General features: G+C 70.6%; 19 protein-coding genes. 8 read left to right on the forward strand and 11 right to left on the reverse strand.

Annotated elements, in window-relative coordinates:
• Positions 1–1,056 (reverse strand): PDDEXK nuclease domain-containing protein, encoded by a 1,056-nt coding sequence (locus tag ACFYSH_RS00260; RefSeq protein WP_359467487.1) that lies wholly within the window; start codon positions 1,054–1,056, stop codon positions 1–3.
• Between the two features lie 180 nt (positions 1,057–1,236).
• Here ACFYSH_RS00260 and ACFYSH_RS00265 point away from each other — a divergent pair, with 180 nt between their 5' ends.
• The gene (locus ACFYSH_RS00265) at positions 1,237–3,048 is read left to right on the forward strand and encodes a bifunctional metallophosphatase/5'-nucleotidase (RefSeq protein WP_388749902.1); all 1,812 of its coding nucleotides are present in this window, start codon (positions 1,237–1,239) and stop codon (positions 3,046–3,048) included.
• 72 nt (positions 3,049–3,120) lie between these two features.
• On the opposite strand, the gene ACFYSH_RS00270 is transcribed toward ACFYSH_RS00265, so the two are convergent.
• Both ACFYSH_RS00270 and ACFYSH_RS00275 read right to left on the reverse strand, forming a co-directional pair.
• Positions 3,121–3,438: a hypothetical protein gene (locus tag ACFYSH_RS00270; protein ID WP_388749905.1), complete on the reverse strand. Its 318-nt coding sequence runs from the start codon at positions 3,436–3,438 to the stop codon at positions 3,121–3,123.
• A 22-nt stretch (positions 3,439–3,460) separates the two neighbouring features.
• Positions 3,461–3,745 (reverse strand): AbrB/MazE/SpoVT family DNA-binding domain-containing protein, encoded by a 285-nt coding sequence (locus tag ACFYSH_RS00275; protein WP_388749908.1) that lies wholly within the window; start codon positions 3,743–3,745, stop codon positions 3,461–3,463.
• A gap of 253 nt (positions 3,746–3,998) precedes the next feature.
• Here ACFYSH_RS00275 and ACFYSH_RS00280 point away from each other — a divergent pair, with 253 nt between their 5' ends.
• Entirely contained in the window at positions 3,999–4,892 is an 894-nt protein-coding gene (locus ACFYSH_RS00280) for a phosphatidylinositol-specific phospholipase C (protein WP_388749911.1), read from the forward strand.
• 19 nt (positions 4,893–4,911) lie between these two features.
• Here ACFYSH_RS00280 and ACFYSH_RS00285 read toward each other — a convergent pair whose 3' ends face one another.
• Together ACFYSH_RS00285 and ACFYSH_RS00290 are read right to left on the reverse strand one after the other, a co-directional pair.
• Positions 4,912–6,036, reverse strand: a complete 1,125-nt coding sequence (locus tag ACFYSH_RS00285) for a cell wall protein (RefSeq protein WP_388749914.1) — start codon at positions 6,034–6,036, stop codon at positions 4,912–4,914.
• A 311-nt stretch (positions 6,037–6,347) separates the two neighbouring features.
• Positions 6,348–6,821, reverse strand: a complete 474-nt coding sequence (locus ACFYSH_RS00290; protein WP_359467501.1) for an ATP-binding protein — start codon at positions 6,819–6,821, stop codon at positions 6,348–6,350.
• Positions 6,822–7,070: 249 nt separating this feature from the next.
• Between ACFYSH_RS00290 and ACFYSH_RS00295 the strand changes: the two genes are divergently transcribed.
• Both ACFYSH_RS00295 and ACFYSH_RS00300 read left to right on the forward strand, forming a co-directional pair.
• On the forward strand, positions 7,071–7,928 hold the full coding sequence (locus tag ACFYSH_RS00295) for a helix-turn-helix transcriptional regulator (RefSeq protein ID WP_359467504.1): 858 nt from the start codon (positions 7,071–7,073) through the stop codon (positions 7,926–7,928).
• A 5-nt stretch (positions 7,929–7,933) separates the two neighbouring features.
• Positions 7,934–8,128, forward strand: a complete 195-nt coding sequence (locus ACFYSH_RS00300) for a DUF397 domain-containing protein (RefSeq protein WP_359467507.1) — start codon at positions 7,934–7,936, stop codon at positions 8,126–8,128.
• An 88-nt stretch (positions 8,129–8,216) separates the two neighbouring features.
• Here the strand turns inward: ACFYSH_RS00300 and ACFYSH_RS00305 are convergent, their stop codons facing one another.
• The 6 genes from ACFYSH_RS00305 to ACFYSH_RS00330 all read right to left on the reverse strand — a co-directional run bounded on the left by ACFYSH_RS00305 (position 8,217) and on the right by ACFYSH_RS00330 (position 13,825).
• Positions 8,217–9,635 (reverse strand): HAMP domain-containing sensor histidine kinase, encoded by a 1,419-nt coding sequence (locus tag ACFYSH_RS00305; protein WP_359467509.1) that lies wholly within the window; start codon positions 9,633–9,635, stop codon positions 8,217–8,219.
• The gene (locus ACFYSH_RS00310) at positions 9,632–10,363 is read right to left on the reverse strand and encodes a response regulator transcription factor (protein ID WP_359467512.1); all 732 of its coding nucleotides are present in this window, start codon (positions 10,361–10,363) and stop codon (positions 9,632–9,634) included. The genes ACFYSH_RS00305 and ACFYSH_RS00310 overlap by 4 nt, the downstream gene beginning before the upstream one ends.
• A gap of 66 nt (positions 10,364–10,429) precedes the next feature.
• Positions 10,430–10,609 carry a hypothetical protein gene (locus ACFYSH_RS00315; RefSeq protein WP_359467514.1) on the reverse strand — a complete coding sequence of 60 codons (180 nt, stop codon included), beginning with the start codon at positions 10,607–10,609 and terminating at the stop codon, positions 10,430–10,432.
• Between the two features lie 14 nt (positions 10,610–10,623).
• A complete protein-coding gene (locus tag ACFYSH_RS00320; RefSeq protein ID WP_388749920.1) occupies positions 10,624–11,829 on the reverse strand; it encodes a S1C family serine protease in 1,206 nt (401 codons plus the stop codon).
• 124 nt (positions 11,830–11,953) lie between these two features.
• A complete protein-coding gene (locus ACFYSH_RS00325; protein WP_359467519.1) occupies positions 11,954–12,997 on the reverse strand; it encodes a LacI family DNA-binding transcriptional regulator in 1,044 nt (347 codons plus the stop codon).
• Positions 12,998–13,021: 24 nt separating this feature from the next.
• A complete protein-coding gene (locus tag ACFYSH_RS00330; protein WP_359467522.1) occupies positions 13,022–13,825 on the reverse strand; it encodes a response regulator transcription factor in 804 nt (267 codons plus the stop codon).
• Positions 13,826–14,123: 298 nt separating this feature from the next.
• Here ACFYSH_RS00330 and ACFYSH_RS00335 point away from each other — a divergent pair, with 298 nt between their 5' ends.
• The 4 genes from ACFYSH_RS00335 (at position 14,124) to ACFYSH_RS00350 (ending at position 17,558) form a co-directional block, all read left to right on the forward strand.
• Positions 14,124–15,095, forward strand: coding sequence for an alpha/beta hydrolase (locus tag ACFYSH_RS00335; protein ID WP_388749925.1), 972 nt, complete (start codon positions 14,124–14,126; stop codon positions 15,093–15,095).
• Positions 15,096–15,136: 41 nt separating this feature from the next.
• Positions 15,137–15,391, forward strand: a complete 255-nt coding sequence (locus ACFYSH_RS00340; protein ID WP_099174183.1) for a MoaD/ThiS family protein — start codon at positions 15,137–15,139, stop codon at positions 15,389–15,391.
• Between the two features lie 10 nt (positions 15,392–15,401).
• The gene (locus ACFYSH_RS00345; RefSeq protein ID WP_388749928.1) at positions 15,402–16,724 is read left to right on the forward strand and encodes a hypothetical protein; all 1,323 of its coding nucleotides are present in this window, start codon (positions 15,402–15,404) and stop codon (positions 16,722–16,724) included.
• Between the two features lie 138 nt (positions 16,725–16,862).
• Positions 16,863–17,558 carry a DUF2993 domain-containing protein gene (locus tag ACFYSH_RS00350; protein WP_359467532.1) on the forward strand — a complete coding sequence of 232 codons (696 nt, stop codon included), beginning with the start codon at positions 16,863–16,865 and terminating at the stop codon, positions 17,556–17,558.
• Positions 17,559–17,814 lie beyond the last annotated feature (256 nt).

A 17,814-nucleotide genomic window follows, 5' to 3' on the forward strand; every position in this document is an offset into this window, starting at 1 on the left:
CTACCGGTGCAGGACTTCGCGAGCGATGCGGGAGAGGTCGTCCGAGGTGGGCATCAGCTCCCGTACGCGTGAGGGGAGGGAGGCGTACGTACTGACGGCGAGGGGCTGGTTCTGTGACTGGAGGGCGTATTCGACGGTCGTCTCGTCCTGGCTCTCCGCGATGAGGATGCCGAGCGTCCGGTCGTCCCGCTCGGGGTCGCGCAGGAGGCGGTCCACCGCGGTGACGTAGAAGCTGAGCTGCCCGAGGTGGGAGGGCTGGGCCTTGGTGGTCTTCAGCTCGACCACCACGAAGCGGTGAAGCCTGAAATGGTAGAAGAGCAGGTCGATGCGGAACTCCGTATCGCCCACGGTGATCGGGTACTGGCGGCCGACGAAGGCGAACCCGAAGCCGAGTTCGGTGAGGAACTGGACGATCCTGGTGACCAGGGCGTCCTCGAGGTCGCGCTCCGCGGCGGTGTCCGACAGGTGGGTGAAGTCCAGGCGGTACGGGTCCTTGAAGATCTGCGTCGCGGCCTCGGACTGCTCCGGGATGGTGACGTCGAAGTTGTTGGCGGCCGCGCCCTGCGCCAGGTGGAGCCGGCTGCGGATGTGTGTGCCGAGACGATCCCGGGACCAGCCGTGGTGGACGGCGTGCTGAGCGTAGAAGTCCAGCTCGAAGCGGGTTTTGCACTTGTCCATGAGGGTGGTGATGTGGCCCCACGGCAATTGTCCAACAGCTTGTTGGACAATTGAGTCAGGCCACGTCCGGGCCATCTGTTGCATGTAGTGCAGGTTGCTGCGGCTGAACCCTCTCTGGTTCGGGAACTCGGTCCGCAGCTCCGTGGCGATGCGCTCGACGACCTTCGTCCCCCACTTCTCCTCCCCCTGCCGCTCCAGGATCGTCCGCCCGATCGCCCAGTACATCTGGAGCATCTCGGTGTTCACCTTGAGCTGCGCGCGCGCATGCGCGCCCCGCACGATCGACTTCAGGTCGTCGACCATCTCGTAGAAGCCCGCCGGAAGTTCGCCCCGGTGCTGGGCCGGTACCACTGCCTCGGCAGTGAGTTCGTTGTCCACGGGTACAGGTTTGCGGATCATATGTGTGCGGTGACGTTTATGCTCGCATATATACCCCCAACGGGTGATCAGCCCCTTTCTGGGGGCGCGGCAACCAGTTCGTAACCCTGTACACCTGTCGCGCTACGCGCGTTGACCCTAGGCTGCGGCTCGCAGGATCCAGAGAATCGAAGGGGACCGATGTCAGCGACTCCGCATCCGCAGAAGAACCGTGCGCCCCGGCGGGTGCTCGCCACCGCAGCCGGGCTGGTCACCGTCGGCGCGCTCGTCGCCGCGATGCCGGCCGGTGCCCACGACCGGGGGCACGGACACGGCCACCCGTCCCGCACCGTCGACGTGCAGCTGCTCTCCTTCAACGACCTGCACGGCAACCTGGAGCCGCCGGCCGGTTCCGCGGGGGCGGTCAGCGAGACGCAGGCCGACGGCACGGTGAAGTCGGTACCGGCCGGAGGCGTCGAGTACCTCGCCACCTCGTTGCGTACCGCCCGCAAGGGCAACCCGTACTCCGTGACCGCGGCCGGCGGCGACATGGTGGGCGCGAGCCCGCTGCTGTCGGGGCTCTTCCACGACGAGCCCACGATCGAGGCGCTCAACGGGCTCGACCTCGACGTGACGGCCGTGGGCAACCACGAGTTCGACGAGGGGGCCACGGAGCTCGCCCGTCTGCAGAACGGCGGCTGCCACCCGGTCGAGGGCTGCTACGAGAAGGGCAAGAAGTTCGAGGGCGCGGACTTCCCGTACCTCGCGGCCAACGTGACGGACGAGAAGACCGGCAAGCCGGTTCTCAAGCCGTACACGGTCTGGAAGAAGAACGGCGTCAAGATCGGCTTCATCGGGGTGACCCTGGAGGGCACGCCGAACATCGTCACGGCCAACGGCGTCAAGGGCCTGAAGTTCCACGACGAGATCGAGACGGTCAACAAGTACGCCAAGGAGCTGGACCGTCAGGGCGTCAAGTCCATCGTGGCGCTGATCCACGAGGGCGGGGCCGCGGCCTCCTCGTCGTACAACTACGACTGCGACAGCCCGGGCGCAGGTGACGGCATCTCCGGGCCGATCGTCGACATCGCCAAGGGCATCACGCCGAAGGTCGACGCCCTGGTCACGGGCCACACCCACCAGGCGTACGTCTGCACGGTCCCGGACCCGGCGGGCAAGCCGCGCATGGTCACCTCGGCCTCGTCGTTCGGCAAGGTCTACACCGACACCACCCTCACCTACGACCGGCGTACCAAGGACATCGTGCGGACGTCGGTGGAGTCGGCCAACCACGTCGTCAGCCGTGACCAGGCCAAGGCGGCCGACATGACCGCGCTGATCACCCGCTGGAACACGCTGGCCGCCCCGATCGCGGGCCGGCCGCAGGGCTTCATCAGCGCCGACATCAACGGCCGTGGCTCCACGTCACCCGAGAAGCCGCTCGGCAACCTCATCGCCGACGCCCAGCTGGAGGGCCTCGCCCCCGCGGACAAGGGAGGCGCGGTCGTCGCGTTCATGAACCCGGGCGGTATCCGCTCGGACCTGGTGTACGCCGCGTCCGGCAGCGAGGGCGACGGGGTGGTGACGTACGGCGAGGCGTTCACCGTCCAGCCGTTCACCAACATGATGAACGTCGTCGACCTGACCGGTGCGCAGCTCGTGGCCGCGCTCCAGCAGCAGGTCAGCGGCTCCAACGCGGCGTCCCCGAAGATCCTCCAGGTCTCGAAGGGCCTCACCTACACGCTGGACATGACGAAGGCGGGCGCCGACCGGGTGGTCGCGGACACGATCCGTCTGAACGGTGAGGCGATCGACCCGGCGAAGACGTACCGCGTCGCGATGAACGAGTTCCTCGCGGGCGGCGGCGACGGCTTCGCGGCCCTCGGCCAGGGCACGAACAAGCTGGTCGGCGCGTCCGACCTGGACCTGTTCAACGCCTACCTGGCGGCGCACTCCACGGCCTCCGCGCCGCTGGCCCCGCCGGCGACGGACCGGATCACGATCGTGCAGTAGCCCCGCACGGCCCGCGAACGGGCCCCGGGACACCGACGGCCCGCCACGGGAAGTGGCGGGCCGTCGGCTTGTTCAGGCCGGTCCGGGGACGAAGATTGCATGTCCCCCTACGCGGCGCCACAGGATGTGCGTCTCCCCTGGACGGACTTCGTCCCCGTACTGCCAGGTTGCGCGACCGTCGGGCGCCCATGTCATCTCCATGACGGGGCGTGCGCCCTGCGGCATTGAAATGCCCTGAACCGGCTTGACCCGGAGCCCGGGTCGGAACTGCCCTCGCTCCACATCCGGGACGAACTTCTTCCGGATGACGTCTTCGAAGCGCTTCTGCTCCTCGGGCTTGAGAGCCTTGAAGTCGCGCTTGAAGTGGGCAGTCGTCTCAAAAGTCGGCAATCGGGCCTCCCGGTGTCAGGGGTCAGTCTTCGTCGAGGTGCGCGAACATGCTGTCCGCGTCCTCGTGAACGGAGGTGCGCCCGGCGGCGATGTCCTCGGCGGCCCTGCGCTCGCCCTCCTGCCACTCCGGAGTCCAGAACCAGGCCTGGTCGGAGCGGATCTTGGTAAGTCCGTGCACCGTCACTTCGCCGGCGCTGGTGATCTCGAACTCGAGCTCGTCGCCTTGCTCCACCCCGAGGGCGGCCCGAATGGCCTTGGGCAGCGTGATCTGCCCGTTCGTGCGCAGTGTGGCTGTGGCTGCAGTCAAGTGATGACCTCCTACCTCTGTCGCCATCCCCGTAAAGGTAGCACGCAATCATGGAAAACGTAAGTTTGTGAAATTCAGAATCTGCCGATGCCGGGGACTGTGGTCGTGCGGCTCCGAGAGCCCTGTCGGCCGAGGTGTCCGACGGGCGGCGAGATTCGGCCGCGTGGGCGGTGATGGGGGCAGGCCCCGTTCCGGCATTGAGGTGTACCCGACATAATCGGAGCTCCCCACAGCCGACGGAGGCCCCTTCCGCATGAGCCCGTACACCGCCAGCCGCCGGACCTTCCTCACCGGCGCCCTCGCCGCCACCGCCGGAGTCCTCATCGGCGGAGCGCCCGCCGTCGCCGCCCCCACCAAGACCCTCGGTACCCAGGACTGGATGGCCGGCATCGCCGATGCCACCCCGCTGCGGCGCCTCACCATCCCGGGAACGCACAACGCGGGAGCGCGCTTCGGCGGCCTCTGGACGGAGTGCCAGAACACCACGATCGCCGCGCAGCTCGACAGCGGCATCCGCTTCCTCGACATACGTTGCCGGATCAGCGGCGACGCGTACGCCATCCATCACGGGGCCTCGTACCAGAACCTGAACTTCGACGACGTGCTGGGCGCCTGCCGGGACTTCCTGGCCCGGCGGCCGTCGGAGACGGTGCTGATGCGGGTCAAGCAGGAGTACTCCGAGGAGAGCGACGCCGCGTTCCGGCGGATCTTCGACCTCTATCTCGACGGCAAGGGCTGGCGGTCCCTCCTCCGCCTCGACTCCACGCTCCCGGACCTGGGCGGGGCCCGTGGCAAGGTCGTGCTGCTCGCCGACAACGGGGGCCTGCCGGGCGTCCGGTACGCCGACTCCGCGCTCTTCGACATCCAGGACGACTACATGGCGGAGCCGTTCGCCAAGTACTCCAAGATCGAGGCGCAGTTCCGCAAGGCGGCGCAGCAGCCCGGCAAGCTGTTCATGAACTACGTCAGCACGGCCGCCCTGCTTCCCCCGCGCTGGAACTCCGACCGCCTCAACCCGCAGGTGCACGCGTTCCTCGACGGGGCGGAGGCGTCGGGCTGGACCGGCCTCGGCATCGTCCCGCTCGACTATCCGGCGACCCGCTCGGGGCTGGTGGAGTCCCTGATACGGCACAACCCGACCGGTTGAGGTGCGCCCACGCAGGCGCCTACGTCGGGGACGCAGCCGCGCGTGCGGCCCGCTTGACGGCGTAGGCGCACAGCCGGGTTCCGTACAGGTCCAGGGCGTCGTCGGGGTCCTCGTCGTAGTGGGCGGCCACCTCGTACCACCGGTCCCAGGTGTAGAGCCGGGCGTGGCGGCGGTCGTCGTCCGTACGCGGTGGGGCGTCGGCCTGGCGGCTGTTCAGCCACTGCTGCCATTCCCGGTGGGCGGCGGGGTCGGCCGTGAGGTCCCCGTCCGCCCGGCGGGCGGTCTCGGCCTGCCGATCCCGGGTCAGGGCGGCGGTGATGTACGCGGCCGGCCGTGCGGGGTGCCAGCCGACGGCCAGGCCGATGAGTTCCGCGGCGATGTCATGGGACTCCAGGCCTCGGTCGATCAACGGGCGCAGCGCGAAGGCCAGACGGCGGAGCCCTTCCCCCTGGGTCCAGCCGACGAGCGGCCGGACCTGCCGGGCGACCCTGATGTCGTGGGCCACCTGCCACGGGCTCCGGGGTGACGAGCCGCTGCTGCGGGAACTCCCGCCCGCCCGAACGGCGTTGCTGCTCCGGGTCCGGTGAGTTGACGCCTTCGCGCGTCTCGCGTGCTCACGCGAGGTGTAGTTGAACTCCCCACTCATGTCAGCTGTAGGTACGAGGGGGTGGGCCCCACAGGAATGGGGTGCACGCCCTGCCGAACTGCGATGCCCGGCACGTGGGCCGTCCACCGGGCGCTCCTGCGGGCGGACAGCCTTCGCCGCGAGGGCCCGCCCGTCGTCGGTCATCCCGGCCACCCGGGCCCGGTACCCGGTGCCGTCGAGCCGGTGCCCCACCGCCACGTCGTACGCGATCGGGATCGTCGCCGCGTAGATCGTCGCGGTAGCCGTGTACGCGCGCCCCGGGAGCCGAAGGTTCTTCTTCGTGCCGTGCCGGTGCCACGCCAACGCACCCAGCTCCCGGAGCACCGGGACGTGGCGCTTCACCGTCGCCGTCGACACTCCGCACCGGGAGGCCGTGCCTTCGAGGTCGTACAGCACGAATCCCAGCCGGTGGTCCATCCGCGCCGCGAGGTCCCGGGCCACGGTGAGCGTCGTTCCACCCGCGCGCGGGTGCAGGCCGACGTCGATCAGCCACGTCACGGCAGGCAGCCATACGCGGGGCCGGGCATGCCGGGCAGAGGTCGAGCCGACCTCCTGCAGCGCACGGGGAACGGGTACCCATGCCGGATCAGGGCATGCCGGAAGAGCGCAGCGCGAAGCCGCGCCGGTGGTGAGGCGCATCAGGGTCCGTCGGGGTAGGGCAGTCCGGCGACCGGGCCTGCCGGTGCGTTACAGCGGGCGGACCACGCCCGAACCGCTGTGCGGGCGCGCGCAGGACGCGCGGGGGCGCCGGGTGGCCGAGCCCGTTCGGGCGGTGTCCGGCCCGCTGTTCGTCGGTGACGCGAAGGACGTCATGCGGAGATCCCCGCGTCCCCGGCGAGCGTGAACCACACAGCCTTGTGGCTGGGGGAGCAGCACGCGCAGACCTCCGACCCCCAGGCCAGGGCGAGTTGCTCCAGGAGGAACAGCCCCCGCCCGCATTCCTGCATGTGACCGGTGGGGATGCCGCCGGACGTACCACCGGCCGCAGGCACGGCCCAGGGCGTGTCGTCGGCGACGGAGACGGTCACCTGATCCCGGCCGACCGTCACATGAACACGGATCAGTGAAGTGCCGGTATGACGGTGGGCGTTGGCCACGACCTCGGTGACGCAGAGGCGGGCGTCGTCGACCATGCCGCTGTGCGGGGTTCCGGTGAGCAGTGAGGTGACGAAGTGCCTTGCGATCCCGGCCGAACGCGCGGTGTTGGGCAGGGAGAGCCGGTAGTCCTCACCGTCCTGGCGGTGCGGTGATGCGGAAGGTGCGGTGGTGTTGACGCTGGTCATGTCGTTCTCCCCACGGGGTGCGATTCGAACCGGCCCGCTGCTCGTTGATCGTCGTGAAGCCGTCTGGGCGGGCCTGTTCCAGGGCGCGCCCGCACGACTGCACGTCAGGTCTAGGGCGATGCGGTGCGGTGAACCAGGCACCGCCGTGCCGATTACCTCACGCGTTGGGTCAATACGGGTAACGCGTTGGGTAAAGTGCATCCTGTCGGGTGACGGGTCACACTGAGGCTCGATTGGGAGGGGAAGCCGATGGCGTCGAGGAAGGCACCCACGGCGCGCCAGCGCAGGTTGGGCACCGAGCTGCGCAAACTCCGGGAACGCACCGGTCTGTCGCTCACTGAGGCGGCTGCCGCGCTGGGCACGGACCGCACCACTGTCAGCAACAGTGAAGCGGGACGATTCGGTGTGAGCGCTGTACGGGTGCGCACGTGGGCCAGTCATTACGAGTGCCCGGACGCCGCATACGTCGACGCCTTGGCCGGCATGGCGGAAGAACGCACGAACGGGTGGTGGGAGGACTACAGGGGCGACCTCGTCAGCGGGGCGCTCGATCTGGCGGAGCTCGAGCATCACGCCGTGGCCATCAGGTCGGTGCAGATCATGTATATGCCGGGGCTGTTGCAGAACGAGGAGTACGCCCGTGCCGTGTTCGCAGAGGTCGTACCGCCTCTGAGCCCGGAACGCCTCCGCCGCCAGCTTTCGCATCGACTGAGACGGCGTGATGTGCTGGACAGCGAGGGAGCGCCTGCCTGCACGTTTCTCATCCACGAGGCCGCGCTGCGGATGACGTACGGAGGCTCTGGCGTTGCACTCGGTCAACTCAGTCATTTGCTGCAGGAGTCGGAACGAGACAATGTCGCGGTCCGGGTGATCCCCTTCGCGGCGGGCGGTTTCCCGGAGATCGGGAGTTCGACACAATACGTCTGCGGTCCGGTCCCGCAGCTCGACACCGTGCAGACGGACACGGCCACCGGACCCGCGTTCGTCGATGCCGAAACCCGCCTCGTGAACTACCGAGCCGTGCTGGACCGGGTCGAGAGCCGGTCCCTCGATCCGGAGAGCTCGCGGGACTTCATCCGCACAATCGCACAGAGTATGAAGGCGTGAGGATCATGGAAATTAAGTGGCGCAAGTCCTCGAAGTCGTCCGGCGCCGAGGGTAACAACTGTCTCGAACTGGCCGAGCACGAAGGCGAGATACTGCTCCGCGAGAGCGACCGCCCCGACGTGGTCGTACGCACCACCCGTGCCAAGCTCCGGGCCTTCCTCGGCGGTGCCAAGGAGGGCGAGTTCGACGATCTGGCCTGAGCCTGCCGCAGGTGCTCCGGCTGCCCTGCGCCGTCCCGGAGGGCGCGGCCGGCTGTTGAATTCCGCCGACGGCTCTGATTCCCGGACGTCACTGCCCCGGCGGTGGCGTCGGGGCGCCCGGCAGCCGGATCGAGGCCACCGTGCCGGTGCCGTCCTCCGCCGGGCGCAGCGCGATCTCGCCGCCGGCGTGCTGCACCGTGCGGGCCACGATGGACAGGCCGAGGCCCGAGCCGGGGAGCTGGCGGGCCGAGGGGGAGCGCCAGAAGCGGTCGAAGACGTGCGGGAGGTCCTCGGGCGGGATGCCGGGGCCGTGGTCCCGTACGGTCAGTTCGCCGCGGTGGAGGACGACGTCGATCGTCCCGCCGGCGGGGCTGAACTTCACCGCGTTGTCCAGGACGTTGACGACCGCCCGCTCCAGGGCGGCGGGCTCGGCGCGCACGTACCACGGGGCGAGTTCGGCGGTGAGGGTGAGCTCCGGGCCGCGCAGCCGGGCGCGTTGCAGGGCGTTACGAGTGATCTCGTGCAGCGCGACCACCTGGAGCGGGCCGGGCTGGGTGGCGTCGGGGCGGGAGAGTTCCTGGAGGTCGCCGATGAGGGCGGCCAGTTCCGTCATCTGGGCCTTGACCGAGGACATCAGGGCCTTGCGGTCGTCGGGCGGGATGGCCCGGCCCGTCTCGTCGCTGCGGGCCAGCAGCTCGATGTTCGTACGGAGTGAGGTGAGCGGGGTCCGCAGTTCGTGCCCGGCGTCCGCGATGAGCTGGGACTGACGGTCGCGGGAGGTGGCGAGTGAGCTGGTCATGGCGTTGAAGGAGCGTGAGAGGCGGGCGATCTCGTCCTCGCCCTCCGCCGGGATGCGGATGGTCAGGTCCTCGGTCTCGGCCACGTGCTCGACGGCGTGCGCCAGGTCGTCGACCGGTCGCAGGCCGGTGCGGGCGATCCACAGGCCGGCGGCGCCGGCGCCGACGACGCCGATGCCGGCGACGAGGACCAGTACCCAGGCGAGGGTGGAGAGCGGCTCGGATACCTCGCTCATGGGGCGGGCGATGGAGACCGCGAGGTTCCCGGACTCCGCTCCGGGGCCCCGGACATCGAGTTGCGAGGTGAAGACCCGCATGTCCGTGCCGTTCTCGGCCGTCTCCGTGTGCAGGGTGTAGGTCCGCTGCCGCTCGGCCACCTGCAGGTCTCCGTCGCTGACCGGCAGTTCCGATGTGCCGGGAGCGACACAGACCGTGCCCTGGGAGTCGATGAGCTGGACCGTCGCGCCCGTGAAGGGCTGGGGCGGCAGCGCGGTGGTGCCCTTGCAGTAGGTGTACAGGTCCGCGAGGTAGGGCTGGTCCACCTTGGAGCCGCGCAGCGACTCGTCCAGCTGGTGCTCCAGCTGCTCCCGCGTCACGAACCAGCAGGCAGCGGCCACGGCCGCGACCGCCACCGCGACCGCCATGGCGACCAGCAGGGCGAGCCGTGAGCGAAGCGGCAGTGCGCGGAGCCGGCGGGGCAGTCCGGTCACCCGTCACCGCCGCCGGAGCGCAGCGCGTATCCGACGCCCCGCACCGTGTGGACGAGGCGCGGCTCGCCGCCGGCCTCCGTCTTGCGGCGCAGATACATCACGTACACGTCCAGGGAGTTGGAGCTGGGCTCGAAGTCGAAACCCCAGACCGCCTTGAGGATCTGCTCACGGGTCAGCACCTGCCGTGGGTGGGCCAGGAACATCTCCATGAGGGTGAATTCGGTGCGGGTGAGTTCCACCCGGCGGGTCCCCCGAGTGACCTCGCGGGTGTTCAGGTCCATGCGGAGGTCCGCGAAGGACAGTACGTCGTCGTCGGGGAGGGGCCCGCCCGCCGCGACGGCGTACGAGCTGCGGCGCAGCAGGGCGCGGATGCGGGCGAAGAGCTCGTCCAGCTCGAAGGGCTTGACGAGGTAGTCGTCGGCGCCGGCGTCGAGGCCGGTGACCCGGTCGCCGACGGTGTCGCGGGCGGTGAGCATCAGGATGGGTGTGGTCGATCCGGTGGACCGGATGCGCCGGGCGGCGGTGAGGCCGTCCATGCGGGGCATCTGGATGTCCAGGACGATCAGGTCGGGGGCGTACGACTCGGCCTTGGCCAGGGCGTCGTAGCCGTCCACGGCCACCTCGGTCCCGTATCCCTCGAACGCGAGGCTGCGTTGCAGTGCCTCGCGCACGGCGGGCTCGTCGTCGACGATCAGGACACGCTGCACATCGTCTTCGGCGGGGCTCATCGCTTCTTCGTCCTCTTCCTTCGTGCCGGGCGGGCCGGGTGCAGAGTGCCCGGGGCTGCTGGGCTCTCAGCCTCGCACGGCCGCCGTACGGCGTCGCGCGGCACGGCGGCGGTCGCGGCCGGCGCCGCTGCGGATCCCGGGCGGGCGGGGACCGGTCGCGGCGGGGGCGGATGCGGCCGGTTCGGCGACCAGGGCGAGTGGCAGGACCGGACCGGACGGGCCTGCGGCCACGGGGGCGGGGTTCACGGTGACCTCCTCGGTCAGGAGCCGGTACCGGCGCGCAGGGTGTCCAGGTCGGCCTTGACGGTGTTGACCGGGATGGCGAATCCGAGGCCCACGCTGCCCGCGGCCGAGCTGCCCGCGGCGCTGGCCGAACTGGGCGAGTACATAGCGGAGTTGATGCCGATGATCTCGCCGTTCATGTTGATCAGGGCGCCACCGGAGTTGCCGGGGTTGAGCGAGGCGTCGGTCTGGATGGCCTTGTACGTCGTCTTGGACGAGCCGGTGTCGCCGTTGAACTGCTGCCCGCCGAACTCGAAGGGCCAGTTCTGGCCGCCCTGTTGCTGCTGCTGCTGCTGCTGTTCCTGTTCCTCGTCCTTGGCGACCGTGACGTCACGGTCCAGCGCCGAGACGATGCCGCTGGTGACCGTGCCGGTGAGGCCCTCGGGTGAGCCGATCGCCACGACCTCGTCCCCGACCTTCACCGAGGAGGAGTCGCCGAGCGAGGCGGTCTTCAGTCCGCTCGCGCCCTGGAGCTTGATGAGCGCCAGGTCCTTGGCGGCGTCCGTGCCGACGACATCGGCGGTGTACGTCTTGCCGGTGCTGAGGGCCACCTTGATCTCGGAGGCGCCGGAGATGACGTGGTTGTTGGTGACGATCTCGCCGTCCGCCGTGATGACGACCCCCGAACCGGTGGCGTCACCCGCCGAGGACGTCGCGCTGATCTCGACGATGGCCGGGGACACGGCCGCCGCCACACCCGAGACGGTGCCGGCGCTGCTCTGTGAGACGTTGGTGCCGCTGACGACCCCTCCGGACGCGGAACCGCTGGAGCCGCCACCCGCGAGCTCACCGATGAGGGTGGCGGTGCCGCCACCGATCGCCGCCGCGGCGATCGCCACGGCCGCGAGCAGGGCGAGCGGCCGCTTGACCCGGCGCTCGGGCTTCGGGGCGTCCGTGGCCGGGTCGGGCTGGGGCGCCGGGGCGGGCCAGGCGTAGGCAGCGGCGGGCACCTCGGCCGTCGGCTGCTCGGGCCGGTGGACCGGGGGCGGCGGGTAGGCCGCCTCGCCACCGCCGTACGCGCCACCGCCGTACGCGCCACCGCCGTACGCGCCACCGCCGTACGCGCCACCGGCATGCGCACCGTTGTCGTGCGAACCGGTGCCGTACGAACCGTTGTCGGACGGACCGTTGTCGTGCGAGGGGGACATCGGGTACTCGCCGCTCGGGCGGTGGCTGTCGGTCATGTCCACGAGAGTGGCCAGCGAACATGAGAGCAGCCTGAGTACGTCCTGAGAAGCCCGGCAGAACCTCGTATGCCCGATATAAGGACGCCCGATATCAGGACGCCCGGTGGGAGGAAGCGTCCCGCTACGGCGCCGTGAGCGCCGGCTCGCCGCAGCCGCACGAGCGGCGTACCACCAGCGCGGACGGGAACTGCTTCAGCCGCTCGCGCCGTGAGCCCGTGACCCGCAGCGAGTCGTCGAGAACCAGGTCCACCGCTGCCCGGGCCATCGCCGGGCGGTCGGAGAAGACCGTGGTGAGCGGCGGATCGGTCAGCCCCGCCTCCTTCACGTCGTCGAAGCCCGCGACCGCGAGCTCGCCCGGTACGTCGATCCGCAGCTCGCGCGCGGCCCGCAGCACCCCGATGGCCTGGTCGTCCGTGGCGCAGAAGATCGCCGGGGGCTTGTCGGGCCCGGAGAGCAGCTCGAGGGCCACCTGATAGGCGTCGTAACGGTTGTACGGGGCGTGGAAGAGCCGGTCCTCCGTCGGCAGGCCGGCCTCCTGCATCGCCCGGCGCCAGCCCTCGATGTGGTCGGCGACCGGGTCACCGACCACCGGGGTCGACTCCATGCCGCCGAGGCACGCCACGTAGGCGTTGCCGTGCTCCAGGAGGTGGCGGGTGGCGAGCTGGGCGCCGCCGACGTCGTCGGTGACGACCGCGACGTCGTCGATCGCCTCGGGGCGTTCGTGCAGCAGGACGACGCGCGCGTCCCAGGCCTCGATCTCCGCCGCCGCGCGCTCGCTGGGCCCCTGGCTGACCAGGATCAGCCCGGAGACCCGCATGCCGAGGAAGGCCCGCAGATAGTGGACCTCACGCTCGTCGCGGTAGTCGGAGTTGCCGACGAGCACCATTTTTCCGCGCTCGGCCGCCGCTTGTTCGACCGCGTGCGCCATCTCGGCGAAGAACGGCTGCCGGGCGTCCGGCACGATCATCCCTATGAGGTCGGTGCGCCGCGAGGCCATCGCCTGGGCGACCCGGTCGGGCCGGTAGCCCAGCTCCTTGATCGCGGCGAGCACCCGCTCGCGCGTGGCCGGGGCGACCGGCCTCGGTCCGTTGTTGATGACGTAGCTGACGACCGCTGTCGAGGTCCCCGCCAGTCTCGCCACATCGTCCCGCGTCACCTTGGCCACGCGCGGCAGTCTACGCGGATCGACCTACCGCTTGGCAGGTCGGACCGGGGCTTCTTCCATGTCCTCGGCTTCCGTGGACTGCTCCGGACGGGTGGCCCCCTCGTCCACGGGCTTCGCCGAGGCCCTGGCCTTGGCCTCCTCGGCGGCCCGGTCCACCTTTTCGGGGGTGACGAAGCGGTAGCCGACGTTGCGCACGGTCCCGATCAGGGACTCGTGCTCGGGGCCGAGCTTGGCCCGCAGCCGCCGCACATGGACGTCGACCGTGCGGGTGCCGCCGAAGTAGTCGTATCCCCAGACCTCCTGAAGCAGCTGGGCGCGGGTGAAGACCCGGCCCGGGTGCTGCGCGAGGTACTTGAGCAGTTCGAACTCCTTGAACGTCAGGTCGAGGACCCGGCCCTTGAGCTTGGCGCTGTACGTCGCCTCGTCGACCGACAGATCGCCGTTGCGGATCTCCATGGGGGAGTCGTCGGCGGTGATCTGCTGGCGGCCGGTGGCCAGCCGCAGCCGGGCCTCGACCTCGGCGGGCCCCGCGGTGTCCAGCAGGACGTCGTCGATGCCCCAGTCGGCGGTGACGGCCGCGAGGCCGCCTTCCGTGACGACGAGGATCAGCGGACAGCCGGGCCCGGTGGACCGCAGAAGCTGGCAGAGCGACCGCACCTGCGGGAGGTCGCGCCGGCCGTCGATGAGAATGACGTCGGCACCGGGGGTGTCGACGAGCGCGGGCCCCTCGGCGGGGGCGACCCGCACGCTGTGGAGCAGAAGGCCGAGGGCGGGGAGCACCTCCGTCGACGGTTGAAGGGCATTCGTCAGAAGCAGCAGTGAACTCATCGCCGCCCACCTGCCTGGGTCGTCGGTCGATCGTGCACGTTCAGCTCGCCCATTACGTCGGTCCTCCTCGTTCCCTGCGAGAGGGGCACTCCCGGGTCGGACCCGGGGGAGTAGTGCGGCACTGCTTCGTTCTCCCATACGGCCATCACCCGCGACGGCCGTCATACGGTTTTCACTGTGCGGTCCCGCGCCCGGGGGCCGCTGAGCTTGTCGAAACGTTGCCGTAACAACGCTCGGAAAGCACAAAAGGATCCGGGGGCTGCTTTGCCCGGATCCTCTTCGCAGCAGAATAGCCCACATGAGTTCAGTGTCCGAGGGTCGTTTCCCGAGTACTTCTGTTCCCTCGATCACGCGGGTCCCCCGGCGCACCACGTTGCTGACCGGTGACGGCGTCCCTGTCGAGGCGGTGTACACCCCGTGTACGGCGGGTTCCGCAGCCGTGGAGGGCGGTGCGCGCGAAGGGACCGCCGTGGTCCTCGCACACGGTTTCACCGGCGCCGCCGACCGGCCGGCGCTGCTGCGGGCCGCCGCGGTGTTCGCCCAGCGTGCGGCCGTGATCACGTTCTCCTTCCGGGGCCACGGAAGGTCCGGCGGACGGTCCACGGTGGGCGATCGCGAGGTATTGGACCTGGCGGCCGCGGTCGCCTGGGCGAGGTCGCTGGGACACCGCCGGGTCGTCACGGTCGGCTTCTCGATGGGAGGGTCCGTGGTGCTCCGGCACGCCGCTCTGTATACGGCGCCGGAATGCGCTGAATCCGTGTGTGAGGAATCGGGGGCGGCAGCGTCCGAACGGGTGGTACGGCGCACAGAGGCGCAAAGGGCGCACGAACGGCACACAAGGCGCTCGGGGGCGCACTCAGGGAGGCATGAGGGTGCCCCCGTGGACGCGCACACGGACGCGGTCGTCGCCGTGAGCGCCCCCGCCCGCTGGTACTACCGGGGCACGGCCCCCATGCGCCGCCTGCACTGGGTCGTCACCTGCCCCACGGGCCGCCTCGTCGGCCGTTACGGCTTCCGCACCCGGATCCACCGCGAGGACTGGGACCCGGTGCCGCTCTCGCCGGTCGAGGCGGTCCCGCTGGTCACCGCGCCCCTGCTGATCGTGCACGGCGACAAGGACCCGTACTTCCCCGTCGACCACCCCCGGATGCTGGCGGCAGCCGCGGGGGACGGGGCCGAACTCTGGCTGGAACACGGCATGGGCCACGCGGAGAACGCCGCCGACGAGAAACTGCTGAGCCGTATCGCCGACTGGACGGAGTCGGCGTGATTCATGATGGACAGCTGACGTACGAGGAAAGGGGTGCCGCCATGGCAGCGGGGACGATCCGCTACTGGGCCGCGGCCAAGGCCGCAGCGGGGACCGCGGAGGAGCCGTACACGGCGGAGACACTCGCCGAGGCGCTCGACGGGGTGCGCGAGCGGCACCCCGGTGAGCTGACGCGCGTACTGCTCAGATGCTCGTTCCTGATCGACGGGAATCCTGTGGGGACCCGTGGTCATGAGACCGTACGGCTTGCCGAGGGCGGCACGGTCGAGGTGCTCCCGCCGTTCGCAGGAGGGTGAACCGCAGACCATGAGCGACAACGATCAGCAGTATCCGTACGACCCGGGGCACGGGCAGCAGTACGACCCGGGACACGCGCAGCAGCACCAGGGACAGCAGTACCAGGGGCAGCAGCAGCCCTACGACCCGGCGGCGTACGGGCAGCAGCCCTACGACCCGGCGTACGGGCAGCAAGACCAGCAGCAGCCGTACGGGCAGCAGCAGCCGTACGGGCAGCAGCAGCCGTACGGGCAGCAGCAGCCGTACGGGCAGCAGCCCTACCCGCCCCAGCAGCCCGCCGTGTACCCGGAGCCGGGAGCCTCCCAGGCCTCCGTCGACCAGGGCGCGGCCCAGACGTGGCAGGGCCAGACCTGGGACACCCAGTACCAGCCGACGATTCAGCCGCAGCCGCAGCCGCAGCCGCAGCCGCAGCCGCACCCCGCCCCCGCCGTGGCGCAGGGCACCCCGGGCACTGTGGGCGCCTTTCCGCTGCCGCCAGAGGTCCCGGTGGCCCCACCCGCCCCGCAGGCGGTGGCTCCCACAGCCGCCCCGGACGACACGGGCTACAGCGCGCCCACCACCCTGGGCAACAGCCGGATCACCGACGCGCAGCGGGCCCGCGCCGAGGGACGTTCGCCGATCATCGCGCCGGGGATGCAGCCCGCCGCGATCACCGCAGGCCTCGGCCTGCTGCTCGCGCTCGGCGCCGCGATCGGGGCGTACGCCCTGCTCGTGCCCCTCGTCCTGCTTCAGGCCGTGACAGCCGCGGGGTGGTTCCGGCTCAACGGCATGTGGCCGGCCAGGCAGGGCATCGCACTCGCCTTCGCCGGCGGTGTCGTGGCCGATGCGGTGCTGCTCGTGGCGGGCCGGAGCAACGCCCCGGCGGCCATCCTCGGCACGCTGGGTGTCTGGGTGCTGCTCACCCTGGTCCTCCAGCTGCGCAGCCACGCAGGGGCCGATGAGCGGATGTACGGCCTGACGGCCACCGTCGCGTCGGCCGCGCTCGCCGTGCTGGCCGCCGGACACCTCGCGGCCGTCCCGGACGCGGTGACGGTGGGCGGCATCGCGGTCGCCGTGGCCGTGCTCGTCCGAGCCCTGCCGCTGTCCGGGCCGGCCTCCGTCGTCGTGGCGCTGCTCGCCTCGGCGGGCGCGGGCCTGGCCGCCGGAACGCTCACCGACTTCGGGGCGCAGGCCGCGTTCCTCGGCTTCGCGGCCGGCGGCTGTGCGCTGATCGGTCTGCGGGTCGCGAGCTACGACTACCCGTCCCGCTTCGTGCACATGACGGCAGGGGTGGCGCTGCCGCTCACCGCCGCGGCCCCCGCCGTCTACCTGATCGGCCGTGTGCTCGCCTGACGTTCCCTCACTCACACTCTCGGCACCCGGGGAACCGGCCGGGCCCCCGGCTCGTCGATCACTCAGGGCACGCCGCGCCGCGGCAGTAGTCTCACGTGCACCAGGGGTCAGGCCGGTCCGAGTGGGGGAACAACAGGTATGCGAGCACTGCGAACACTGCTGATCATCGCCGTGCTGCTGGGCGGTGTCTTCGTCGCCGCGGACCGCGCAGCCGTGTATTTCGCGGAGTCGGAGGCCGAGGGGCGGGTCTCCTTCGGCGGCGCCGAGGCGGGCTCGACGGACGTCTCGATCAAGGGCTTCCCCTTCCTGACCCAGGTCGCCGGGTCGGAGCTCGACCGCGTGGACGTCACGGTCAAGGACATCCGCGCCAACGCGGCCGGGCGGGGGATACGGATCAGCGAGATCCGGGCCCAGCTGCGACAGGTGACGCTGGGCGCCGGCTACACCAGCGCGACGGCCTCCCGGGCCACCGGGACGGCCGTCATCCCGTACTCCGCTCTCACCGAGGCGGCCGACGAAGGCGTCACGGTCGCCTACGGCGGGGACGGCAAGGTCAAGGTCACCGGCACGGTCCGGATCCCGCTGGTGGAGCAGACGGTGACACGCAGCGTGCTCTCCACGGTCACCCTGGTCGACGGCGACACCGTCAAGGTGCGCGCCGACGAGGTGCCGGGCGAGGGCATCCCCGGCCTCGAGGACCTGGTCAGGAAGAAGACCGACTTCGAGCGCGGGATCGGCGGTCTGCCCGAGGGCCTCGCACTGGAGAAGATCGACGTCACGCCGGGCGGCCTGGAGATATCGATGACCGGCGCCGACATCCGACTGGCGGGATGACGGGGCTGTACGGACCGGCCACGGACGACGGGGGCCGGACGTGGTGAAGGGCCCCGCCGGGACGCGGGGCGCTACCTGATCCGGATACTGAGACAGGTCCGTCCGTTCCGCAGATGCCTGCCGCACCCGGCCCCGGCGGGGCGCGGTCCCGACGAGGCGTCCAAGCGGCCCCGTCTCATACGACGGACGATCGTGTCTCATCATGCGACACGATGGTGGCGTACGCGCCCGTACCTCCCTACGATCGGACGCATGA

The sequence above is a fragment of the Streptomyces sp. NPDC005791 genome (assembly GCF_042871485.1).
In the GTDB taxonomy this organism is placed as follows: domain Bacteria; phylum Actinomycetota; class Actinomycetes; order Streptomycetales; family Streptomycetaceae; genus Streptomyces.